The organism is Streptomyces sp. NPDC054883 (genome assembly GCF_053610645.1).
Genome location: NZ_JBSGYT010000089.1, coordinates 1 through 10736, shown reverse-complemented (window position 1 = coordinate 10736; position 10736 = coordinate 1). Strand labels below are relative to the sequence as shown.

The 10736-nt window shown below is 72.1% G+C and carries 9 protein-coding genes; 3 read left to right on the top strand and 6 right to left on the bottom strand.

The features are described from left to right. Positions 1-45: 45 nt before the first annotated feature. Entirely contained in the window at positions 46-615 is a 570-nt protein-coding gene (locus ACWGH1_RS34720) for a dienelactone hydrolase family protein (protein WP_453357053.1), read from the bottom strand. 55 nt (positions 616-670) lie between these two features. On the opposite strand from ACWGH1_RS34720, the gene ACWGH1_RS34715 reads away from it, so the two are divergent. After that, the gene (locus tag ACWGH1_RS34715) at positions 671-1711 is read left to right on the top strand and encodes a mechanosensitive ion channel family protein (RefSeq protein WP_453357054.1); all 1041 of its coding nucleotides are present in this window, start codon (positions 671-673) and stop codon (positions 1709-1711) included. Positions 1712-1746: 35 nt separating this feature from the next. Here ACWGH1_RS34715 and ACWGH1_RS34710 read toward each other — a convergent pair whose 3' ends face one another. From ACWGH1_RS34710 to ACWGH1_RS34690, 5 genes are all read right to left on the bottom strand, one after another. After that, a complete protein-coding gene (locus tag ACWGH1_RS34710; RefSeq protein WP_453409340.1) occupies positions 1747-3339 on the bottom strand; it encodes a Na+/H+ antiporter in 1593 nt (530 codons plus the stop codon). Positions 3340-3569: 230 nt separating this feature from the next. Next, positions 3570-4034: a GNAT family N-acetyltransferase gene (locus ACWGH1_RS34705; RefSeq protein ID WP_453357651.1), complete on the bottom strand. Its 465-nt coding sequence runs from the start codon at positions 4032-4034 to the stop codon at positions 3570-3572. Beyond that, on the bottom strand, positions 4031-4972 hold the full coding sequence (locus ACWGH1_RS34700) for an RluA family pseudouridine synthase (protein ID WP_453409339.1): 942 nt from the start codon (positions 4970-4972) through the stop codon (positions 4031-4033). Before ACWGH1_RS34700 ends, ACWGH1_RS34705 begins: the two co-directional genes overlap by 4 nt. A 41-nt stretch (positions 4973-5013) precedes the next feature. Beyond that, entirely contained in the window at positions 5014-5574 is a 561-nt protein-coding gene (lspA, locus tag ACWGH1_RS34695; RefSeq protein WP_453357716.1) for a signal peptidase II, read from the bottom strand. A gap of 109 nt (positions 5575-5683) precedes the next feature. Further along, entirely contained in the window at positions 5684-6403 is a 720-nt protein-coding gene (locus ACWGH1_RS34690; RefSeq protein ID WP_453409338.1) for a TraR/DksA family transcriptional regulator, read from the bottom strand. Positions 6404-6425: 22 nt separating this feature from the next. Here ACWGH1_RS34690 and ACWGH1_RS34685 point away from each other — a divergent pair, with 22 nt between their 5' ends. Then, the gene (locus tag ACWGH1_RS34685; protein WP_453409337.1) at positions 6426-6884 is read left to right on the top strand and encodes a hypothetical protein; all 459 of its coding nucleotides are present in this window, start codon (positions 6426-6428) and stop codon (positions 6882-6884) included. Between the two features lie 431 nt (positions 6885-7315). Next, positions 7316-10462 carry an isoleucine--tRNA ligase gene (gene ileS / locus ACWGH1_RS34680; protein ID WP_453356494.1) on the top strand — a complete coding sequence of 1049 codons (3147 nt, stop codon included), beginning with the start codon at positions 7316-7318 and terminating at the stop codon, positions 10460-10462. Positions 10463-10736: the final 274 nt, after the last annotated feature.

The window sequence follows — 10736 nt, the reverse complement described above, 5'->3', positions numbered from 1 at the left end:
GGCCCGGCGCAAGCCGGGCCGGGCCCCTGCCCGTGGGCCGCGCCCCTACAGGGTGTCGAGGAACGCCAGCGCGACCTTCCAGGTCTGCTCGGCGGCCTGCGCGTCGTAGTCGTCGAGTTCCGGATCGGTGAACAGGTGCCCGGCGCCCTGGTAGCTGTGGACCTCCACGTCCGCCCCGGCCCGGCGCATCCGCAGGTACCAGGCCGTCAGCCAGTCGTGCGGCTCGAACGGGTCCGGGTCCGCCACGTGCAGCTGCACCGGGAGCCCGTCGGCCGAGGCACCGTCCTCCAGGTCCGACGTCCCGTGCAGGAGCAGCAGCCCGCGCGCCTTCTCGTCGTGCAGCGCCAGGTGCTGGGCCATGGAGGCGCCGAACGAGAAGCCGGCGTAGACCAGGCCCTGGTCGGAGTAGGGGGCGGCGGCCAGCACGGCCCGCTTGAGCAGCTCGTCGCGGCCGATCTCGTCCTGGTGGGCCATGCCCTCCTCGACGGTGCCGAACGTCCGCCCCGCGAAGAGGTCGGGCACCCGGACCGTGTGTCCCGCCGCGCGCAGCCGGTCGGCCGCCGCGTGCACCGCTGGCCGCAGCCCGTAGGTCGAATGGAAGAGCAGGATGTTCATTCCTCCATCGTGCCAGTTTCCGAAAGCGCGATCGGGTTAGGTTGCCCGCATGGAGATGGAGAACTTCCTTCGCCCCGCCGCGGTCATCGGCGGCTCCCTGGTCGTGACCCTGCTCGCGGGCTGGGCCCTCGACCTGCTGCTGCGCCGCGCCGATGCCCGGCACCACGAGACGCCCTTGTGGGGCCTGCTGCGCCGCTGCCGGGTGCCGTTCCAGATCGTGCTGTGCACCGCGCTGCTCAGAGGCTCCTACCGCTCCTCGCGGATCCTCCCGCAGCACGCGGACGGCGTCGGCCGGACCCTGACCCTGGTCCTCATCGCCTCCACCGCCTGGCTGCTGGTCCGGATCGCCGCCGCGACCGTCGATTCCGGCTACGCGCGCTACGCCTCCGGCTCCCGCGACGCGGCCCGGGTCCGGCGGGTGCGCACCCAGGTGGTGCTGATCCAGCGGGCGGTCACGGCGGTGGTCTCGGTCGTCGCGGTCGCGGCCATGCTGCTGACCTTCCCGGCGATGCGTACGGTCGGCGCTTCGATGCTGGCCTCGGCCGGTGTGCTGGGCATCGTGGCCGGCATCGCCGCGCAGTCCTCCCTGGGCAACCTCTTCGCCGGCCTGCAGATCGCCTTCGGCGACACCGTGCGGATAGGGGACACGGTGGTGGTGGACAAGGAGTGGGGCACGGTCGAGGAGATCACCCTGACGTTCCTGGTGGTCCGCACCTGGGACGAACGCCGCATCACGATGCCGGTCTCGTACTTCACCGGCAAGCCGTACGAGAACTGGTCGCGCGGCGGAGCCCAGATGACGGGCACGGTCTTCCTGCACCTGGACCACTCGGCGCCGATCGACCTGATGCGGGAGCAGCTCATGTACATCCTCAAGGAGACCCCGGAGTGGGACGGCCGGGCGAGCGGCCTGGTGGTGACGGACACCACACCGCACACCATCGAGGTCCGGGCGATGGTCACGGCGAAGGACGCCGACGACGTGTGGACCGTCCGCTGCGCGGTCCGCGAGCGCCTGATCGCCTGGCTGGTGGACGAGCACCCGTACGCCCTCCCCCGCGTGGCGACCGCCGACGCGGTCCGCCGGCCCTGTTAGGCGGCCGCGGTCGCCGCCCTCGGGGTCGCTCGGGCTCAGGGGTTGCGCAGGCTCCGCACGTCCAGGTGGCGCAGGACCCGGTCGACGATCTCCGGATCGGCGCCGGGTTCGCTGCGTGCGGCCAGCACCTCGTGCCGGGCCGCCGACATCATCTCCCGCTGGATGCGCTGGACGTCCCGGATCCGCTCCACCCGTTTCGCGTACGCCTCGCGCCGTTCCTCGTCGACCATGTCGGGGCTGATCCTGGCCCCCACGTCGTACGCCCTGCGGTACAGCACCTCCAGCAGGTCGTCGGGGAGGTCCTCGGCCCGCTCGATCTCCTGCAGCCGCACCTTGGCGGCCTTGGCGGCGCGGACCGCGAGCCGCCGCTCCGTCTCCCGCTCCGCGTCCTCGTCGGCCTCGACCCCCAGCCGGCGCACGAGCCAGGGCAGCGTCAGCCCCTGGCAGAGCAGCGTCACCATGATCACGGCGAAGGCGATGAAGATGATCTGGTCCCGGGCCGGGAAGGGCTCCCCGGCGTCGGTCTTCAGCGGGATGGCCAGCGCCAGCGCCACCGAGGCCACGCCCCGCATCCCGGCCCACCACATGACCGTGCTCTCCCGCCAGCTCACCGGGATCTCTTCGGCGTAGTCGCGCCGCTTGTGCAGCCGCTTCGCCAGCCAGCCCGCGGGCAGCAGCCACAGCAGCCGTACGCCGACGACCACCGCCACGACGGCCGCCGCCCAGCCCGCCATCTGCTCCTCGCTGCCGCGCGCGGTACCGAAGACGTGGTGCAGCTCCAGCCCGATCAGCCCGAACGCGACACCGGTGACCAGCGTGTCGACGATCTCCCAGAAGGTGTGGCCGGCCAGCCGCCCCAGCACGTCGTCGGCATCGGTCGCGTACTCGGCGAGGAACAGGGCGGTCGTCAGCACGGCCAGCACGCCCGAGCCGCGGAGCTCCTCCGCCACCACGTACGCGACGAAGGGCACGAGCAGCGTCAGCCCGATCTGCAGCGTGGCGTCGCCGAGCCGCCCCATGAGCCGGTTCGTGAGCCATCCGAGGGCCAGGCCCACGGACAGGGCGACCACGGCGGACAGCACGAACTCGCCGAGCGCGTCCGGCCAGGAGAAATCGCCGCTGACGGCGGCGCCGATGGCCACGTGGTAGAGCACGATCGCGGTGACGTCGTTGAACAGGCCCTCGCCCTCCAGGATCGACACCAGCCGGCGCGGCAGCCCCAGCTGCCCGGCGACGGCGGTGGCCGCCACCGGGTCGGGCGGGGCCACGAGCGCGCCGAGCGCGACGGCGGCGGCCAGCGGCAGCCCGGGCACCACGGCGTTCGCCACGGCGGCGACGGCCGCCGTGGTGACGAAGACCAGGGCCACGGCCAGCAGCAGGATCGGCCGGACGTTGGCGGCGAACTGGCGCCAGGAGGTGCGCTGCGCGGAGGCGTACAGCAGCGGCGGCAGCACCAGCGGCAGGATGTACTCGGGCGGGATGTCCACGTTCGGCACGACCGGCACGAGCGCCAGCACCACCCCGCCGATGGTCATCAGCACGGGCGCGGGCAGCTTCAGCCGGTCCCCGAGCGGCACGGTGACCACGGCGCCGAGCAGCAGTACGAAAAGCAGAGCGAGCTGATCCACTCCCCCACCCTGCCATTGCGCTGCCGCTCGCCCGCGGGGCCGGGGCTCTGGCCGCGCCCGTGTCGGACGGGCGCAGGCACCCCCGGCGCTCCACGCCGCGCCCATTCAGCCCGGCCGGCCGAACCAGCCCGGCCGACTGAACCAGCCGCGCCTCAAACGCCGGCGGGGCTGAATGGGCCTGGCCCGCGCCTCAAACGTCGGCGGGGCTGAAAGATGCGCGCCCGGGGGCGTTACGGCAACGGGCGCCGCATGGCACGGTGCGGGATGCCCGCGTCCTGGAACTCCGGGCCGTAGGCCACGTAGCCCAGGCGCTCGTAGAAGCCGAGCGCGTGCGTCTGCGCGCCCAGGTCCACCGCGGTGAGTCCCAGCCGGCCGGCCTCCGCCTCGATGGCCCGGACCAGGGCCGCGCCCACGCCCAGCCCGCGGGCGGCGGCGCTCACGGCCAGCCGCCCGAGGGAGCCGACCTCCGGGGAGCCGGTCTTGCCGAGGGCGTCGGGCCCGTGCAGCAGCCGGCCGGTGCCCAGCGGCTTGCCGTCCGGCCCCTCGGCCAGCACGTGCACGGCGCCCGCGTCGTAGGCGTCGTACTCGATCGACTCCGGCACGGACTGTTCGACCACGAACACCTCGGTGCGCACCGCGAAGCACGCCGCGAGATCCGCCTCGCCGGCCGCGACGCGGACGGTGAAGGCCGTCACTCGCTCTCGGCCCGGATCACGTCCAACGCGTGCTGGAGGTCCGCCGGGTAGGAGCTCTCGAACTCCACCCACTGCCCGTCCGCCGGGTGCTCGAAGCCGAGGCGCACGGCGTGCAGCCACTGCCGGGTCAGTCCGAGCCGCTTGGCGACGGTGGGGTCCGCGCCGTAGGTCAGGTCGCCGACGCAGGGGTGGCGGTGCGCGGACATGTGCACCCGGATCTGGTGCGTGCGGCCGGTCTCCAGCTTGATGTCCAGCAGCGACGCCGCCCGGAAGGCCTCGATCAGGTCGTAGTGGGTGACGGAGGGCTTGCCCTCCCGGGTCACCGCCCACTTGTAGTCCGCGCTCGGGTGGCGGCCGATCGGCGCGTCGATGGTGCCGCTCATCGGGTCCGGGTGGCCCTGCACCAGCGCGTGGTAGCGCTTGTCCACGACGCGCTCGCGGAACTGGTTCTTGAGCGAGGTGTAGGCGCGCTCGGACTTCGCGACGGCCATCAGGCCGGACGTGCCGACGTCGAGGCGGTGCACGACGCCCTGGCGCTCGGACGCGCCGGAGGTGGAGATCCGGTAGCCGGCGGCGGCGAGGCCGCCGATGACGGTGGTGCCGGTCCAGCCCGGGCTCGGGTGGGCGGCGACGCCCACCGGCTTCATGATGACCACGATGTCGTCGTCGTCATGGACGATCTCCATGCCCGGGACCGGCTCGGCGACGAGCTCGACCGGCCGCGGCGGCGCGGGCATCTCGACTTCGAGCCAGGCGCCGCCGTGCACGCGCTCGGACTTCCCGACGACGCTGCCGTCGACCGCCACCTTCCCCGCGGCCGCGAGTTCGGCCGCCTTCGTCCGGGAAAATCCGAACATACGGGCGATGGCGGCGTCGACGCGCTCGCCCTCGAGGCCATCGGGAACGGGCAGGGTGCGGATCTCGGGAATCGTACTCACCTGTCGAGTATGCAGGACTCGGCAGACGGGCAGTCCCGCGATCAGTCCTTGTGGACGGTGCCGTCGGGGTCCAGCCCCTTGAACGAGAGCAGGACGATCAGGACGCCCCCGCACACGATCGCCGAGTCCGCGAGGTTGAACACGGCGAAGTGCGCGGGCGCGATGAAGTCGACGACGGCGCCGCGGAAGACGCCCGGCGAACGGAAGATCCGGTCGGTCAGGTTGCCGAGGGCGCCGCCCAGCAGCAGGCCCAGCGCGATCGCCCACGGCAGGCTGTAGAGCTTGCGCGCCAGCCGGACGATCACCACGATCACGGTGGCCGCGATGCAGGTGAAGATGATCGTGAAGGCCTCGCCGAAGCCGAACGCTGCCCCGGGGTTGCGGATGGCCTCGAACTTCAGGAGGTCGCCGACGACCTCGATCGGCCGCTGGTGCTCCAGCTTGGCGACGACGACCATCTTGCTGCCGAGGTCGATCAGGTACGCCAGTACCGCCACCACGAGCAGCGCCGCGATCCGCCGGCGCCCCTTGGGCCCGGTCGGCTCCGCTTCCGCGCCGTCCCCGACGTCCGGCGTACCGATGATGCGCTCCGCCTCTGCCACGTGAGTCCCTCGAACTAGCACGAACCAGGTTCCCGGCAGGTTCCTGGACCCTGACGAGACACGAGGGTACGTCAGGGTCCCGTGAGCCGCGCCGCCTACCCGGGCCGGGTCAGTGCCGCCGCTCCTGCTTCTGCTTGCAGTCCACGCACAGGGTGGCCCGCGGGAAGGCCTGCATCCTGGCCTTGCCGATGGGCTTTCCGCAGTTCTCGCAGAAGCCGTACGTACCCGCCTCCAGCCGTTCCAGGGCCCGCTCGGTCTGCTCCAGCATCAGGGTGGCGTTCGCCGCGAGGGCCAGTTCCGATTCCCGGGTGATGTTCTTGGTTCCCGTATCGGCCTGGTCGTCGCCGGCGCCGTCGCCCGAGTCCCGCATGAGGCCCGAGATGGCCTGCTCGGAGGCCTCCAGCTCGGCACGCAGCCGCAGCACCTCGCTGGTCAGCTCCGACCGGGCGTCGGCGACCTCGGCGGGCGTCCACGGGTCCTCGCCGGGGCGTACGGGCAGCTGGCCGGGGGCGACGGGGCCCGCGGTGGCGGGGACCGCCTTGGGCAGGCCGCTGGTGGCGGCCTCGGCCGTCTTGCGCGTCGCGCCGGTGCTCTTCTTGGCAACCACTTTCCGGGCTCCAGTCTCTGTCGCGGCCTGCGCCGCCCCCTCGGCCCCGGCCTTCTTGGCCGCGGCCTTCCTCGCCGTCGTCTTCTCGGCGGCCGCCGTCGCCTTCTCGGCGGCCGCCGTCGCCTTCTTGGCGGGCGCCTTGGTCGCGGGCGCCTTCTTGGCGGGCGCCTTGGTCGCGGATGCCTTGGTCGTCGGCGCCTTCTGCACAGCTGTCTTCTCCACAACTGCCTTCTTCACGGGTGTCTTGGTCGCGGATGCCTTCTCGGCGGTCGCCTTCTCGGCAGCTGACTTCTTCCCGGGCGCCTTCTTCGCGGGTGCCTTTGTCGCCGGTGCCTTTCTCGTGCCCTTCGCGGTGGACGGCGCCGCCTTCTCGCCGGCCGTCGTTTTCCCGGCCGCCCTTTTCGCGGCGGCCTTTTTCCCTGCCGCCCGCCCGGTGGCGGGCGCGCTCGGGGATGCCTTCCTGGTCGCGGCCCCCTTCCCGGCCGGGGCGTCCGTCCGGGCACGGGCCTCGGCAGCCTTTCCGACAGCCTTCTCGGTTGTCCCGGCGGTCTTCCTCGCCACCATGGCCGCGGCCCCTTCACATACTGTGATCATTGCTCGCGAATCGTGCCGGAACGATAAATCGGCTCCGGCCCCACGGCAACGGGGCGCGCATCCGTCGTGGCCAACCTGCATCCGTTGTGCCCATCCGGAAGCCCGGTAATCCGCCCCTGCCGCCCCGGCGGATCCCGGACCGGCCCCGTCGGCCCATCCGGGTCACGCGCGGGGCCCCGCCGGGCCCCCGGCGGACCCGGCCGCGCCCCCCCCCGCGCCGCGCGGCAAACCGGTCGGCCGCGCACCGCCCGGCCCCGTACACTGGGCCCAGCGAAAGGCATGGATGGGGACGAGTAGCGTCGGACGCAGCCAGGAGCGACCCGGGGACGGTGAGAGCCCGGGGGCGAGCGCGATGCGAAGGATCACCCCGGAGCCGCCGGAAGAAAGCCGTCACGACGGCGAGTAGAACCGGCTTCGCACCCCAATGAGGGGGCCACCGGCGCTGTCCGGCGGCCAAGGAGGGTGGTACCGCGGGAGCAGCAGACGGCTCTCGTCCCTCCGGACGGAAGTCGCATCCCGCCGGAGGAAGAGTTCAGCCTCATGACCACACCGCCGCAGTACCGCCCGGTACCCGCCCAGGTCGACCTGCCTGCCCTTGAGCACGCCGTCCTCGACTTCTGGCGCGAGAACAAGACCTTCGACAAGACCCTGGCCCAGTCCGAGGGCCGCCCCGAGTGGGTCTTCTACGAGGGCCCGCCCACCGCGAACGGCATGCCCGGTGCCCACCACATCGAGGCCCGCGTCTTCAAGGACGTCTTCCCCCGCTTCCGCACGATGCGCGGCTACCACGTCGCCCGCAAGGCCGGCTGGGACTGCCACGGCCTGCCCGTCGAGCTCGCCGTCGAGAAGGAGCTCGGCTTCAACGGCAAGCAGGACATCGAGGCCTACGGGATCGCCGAGTTCAACGCCAAGTGCCGCGACTCCGTGACCCGCCACACCGACGCGTTCGCCGAGCTCACGACCCGGATGGGCTATTGGGTCGACCTGGACGACGCCTACCGGACCATGGACCCCGAGTACGTCGAGTCCGTGTGGTGGTCGCTCAAGGAGATCTTCAACAAGGGTCTGCTGACCCAGGACCACCGGGTCGCCCCCTGGTGCCCCCGCTGTGGCACCGGCCTGTCCGACCACGAGCTGGCGCAGGGCTACGAGACCGTCGTGGATCCCTCGGTCTACGTGCGCTTCCCGCTGACCTCCGGCCCCCTCGCGGGCGAGGCGGCGCTGCTGGTCTGGACGACGACCCCCTGGACGCTGGTGTCCAACACGGCCGTCGCCGCACACCCCGAGGTCACCTACGTGGTCGCCACGAACGGTGAGGAGAGGCTGGTCGTCGCCCAGCCGCTGCTGGAGAAGGCCCTGGGCGAGGGCTGGGAAGCCACCGGCCGGACCTTCACCGGCAAGGAGATGGAGCGCTGGACGTACGAGCGTCCCTTCTCCCTCGTCGAGTTCCCGGCCGAGGCCCACTACGTCGTGAACGCCGAGTACGTCACGACGGAGGACGGCACCGGTCTGGTCCACCAGTCCCCCGCCTTCGGCGCCGACGACCTCGCGGTCTGCCGCGCGTACGGCCTGCCGGTCGTGAACCCGGTCCGCCCCGACGGCACCTTCGAGGAGGACGTCCCGCTGGTCGGCGGCATCTTCTTCAAGAAGGCCGACGAGAAGCTGACCGCCGACCTCGACGCCCGTGGCCTGCTCTTCAAGCACATCGCCTACGAGCACAGCTACCCGCACTGCTGGCGCTGCCACACCGCGCTGCTCTACTACGCGCAGCCGTCCTGGTACATCCGCACCACCGCCGTCAAGGACGCGATGCTGCGGGAGAACGAGAAGACGAACTGGTTCCCGGACTCGGTCAAGCAGGGCCGCTTCGGGGACTGGCTGAAGAACAACATCGACTGGGCGCTGTCCCGCAACCGCTACTGGGGCACCCCGCTGCCCATCTGGCGGTGCGAGGAGAACCACCTCACCTGCGTCGGATCGCGCGCGGAGCTGTCGGAGCTGTCGGGCACGGACCAGTCGGCCCTGGACCCGCACCGCCCGTACATCGACGACGTCACCTTCACCTGCACCCACGAGGGCTGCTCCCTCGAAGCGGTCCGCGTTCCCGAGGTCATCGACGCCTGGTACGACTCGGGTTCGATGCCGTTCGCGCAGTGGGGATACCCGTACAAGAACAAGGAGATCTTCGAGAAGCGCTACCCGGCGCAGTTCATCTCGGAGGCCATCGACCAGACGCGCGGGTGGTTCTACACGCTGATGGCGGTCGGCACCCTGGTGTTCGACAAGTCCTCGTACGAGAACGTGGTCTGCCTGGGCCACATCCTCGCCGAGGACGGCCGCAAGATGTCCAAGCACCTGGGCAACATCCTCCAGCCCATCCCGCTCATGGACCAGCACGGCGCGGACGCGGTGCGCTGGTTCATGGCGGCGGGCGGTTCCCCGTGGGCGGCGCGCCGCGTGGGCCACGGCACCATCCAGGAGGTCGTCCGCAAGACGCTCCTCACGTACTGGAACACCGTCGCCTTCCAGGCGCTGTACGCCCGCACCTCGAACTGGGCCCCCTCGGCGGCCGACCCGGCCCCGGCGGACCGCACGGTCCTGGACCGCTGGCTGCTGTCGGAACTGCACTCGCTGACCGCCGAGGTCACGGAGGCGATGGAGTCCTACGACACCCAGCGCGCCGGCAAGCTGCTGTCCTCCTTCGTGGACGACCTCTCCAACTGGTACGTCCGCCGCTCGCGCCGCCGGTTCTGGCAGGGCGACGCGGCCGCGCTGCGCACGCTGCACGACGTGGTTGAGACGGTGACCCGGCTGATGGCCCCGCTGACCCCCTTCATCACGGAGCGGGTCTGGCAGGACATGGTCGTTCCGGTCACCCCGGAGGCCCCGGAGTCGGTGCACCTGTCGTCGTGGCCGGTGGCGGACGCCTCGGCGGTCGACCCGGTCCTGTCGCGGCAGATGCAGCTGGTCCGCCGCCTGGTGGAGCTGGGGCGCGCGACGCGTGCGGAGTCGGGCGTGAAGACCCGCCAGCCGCTGTCGCGGGCGCTGGTCGCGGTCTCGGGCTTCGAGTCGCTCACCCCGGAGCTGCACGCCCAGATCACGGAGGAGCTGAACGTCTCCTCCCTGGCCTCGCTCTCCGAGGTCGGCGGTTCGCTGGTGGACACCACGGCCAAGGCCAACTTCCGTGCGCTGGGCAAGCGTTTCGGCAAGGGCGTGCAGGACGTGGCGAAGGCGGTGGCCGCGGCCGACGCGGCGGCCCTGTCCCTGGCCCTGCGCTCGGGCGAGGCCTCGGTGGACGTGAACGGCGAGACGGTCACCCTCACCCCGGAGGAGGTCATCATCACGGAGACCCCGCGCGAGGGCTGGTCGGTGGCGTCCGACTCGGGTGCGACGGTGGCGCTGGACCTGGAGATCACGCCGGAACTGCGGCTGGCGGGCCTGGCGCGGGACGCGATCCGGCTGATCCAGGAGGCCCGGAAGAACTCCGGTCTGGACGTGGCGGACCGGATCGCCCTGCGGTGGTCCTCGGCGGACCCGGAGGTCGTGACGGCCCTGACGGACCACGCGGCGCTGATCTCGGACGAGGTCCTGGCGACGGACTTCGCGCAGGGTCCGGCGGACGGCACCTACGGCGCCGAGTTCACGGACGAGCCCCTGGGCCTGACGTTCTGCCTCCGCAAGGCGTAGCCGCCCCGGCCCACCTGTGGCCCGGTCCCCCGCACGGGGGTCCGGGCCACAGCCGTACCCCGCCCCGACCGCTGACGCGGCTCCAGGCCACTGCACGGCGCTCCGCGCCCGCGCCTCAATCGCCGGCGGGGCTGGGAGTGCCGCCCCGGGCGGAGATCCGACTCACCGGGGCAAAACCAGCCCCGCCGGCGCTTGAGACGCAGGGTGGGGCGGAGCCCCGGGGGCCGGCGGCGCCACGCGAAACGGGCCGGGCCCGGTGCCCCCGAAGGGGAAC

Bases quoted from the DNA above. Each gene is read 5' to 3' on its own strand.
- ACWGH1_RS34720 (WP_453357053.1), bottom strand. From the start codon at position 615: ATGAACATCCTGCTCTTCCATTCGACCTACGGGCTGCGGCCAGCGGTG.
- ACWGH1_RS34715 (WP_453357054.1), top strand. From the start codon at position 671: ATGGAGAACTTCCTTCGCCCCGCCGCGGTCATCGGCGGCTCCCTGGTC.
- ileS (WP_453356494.1), top strand. From the start codon at position 7,316: ATGACCACACCGCCGCAGTACCGCCCGGTACCCGCCCAGGTCGACCTG.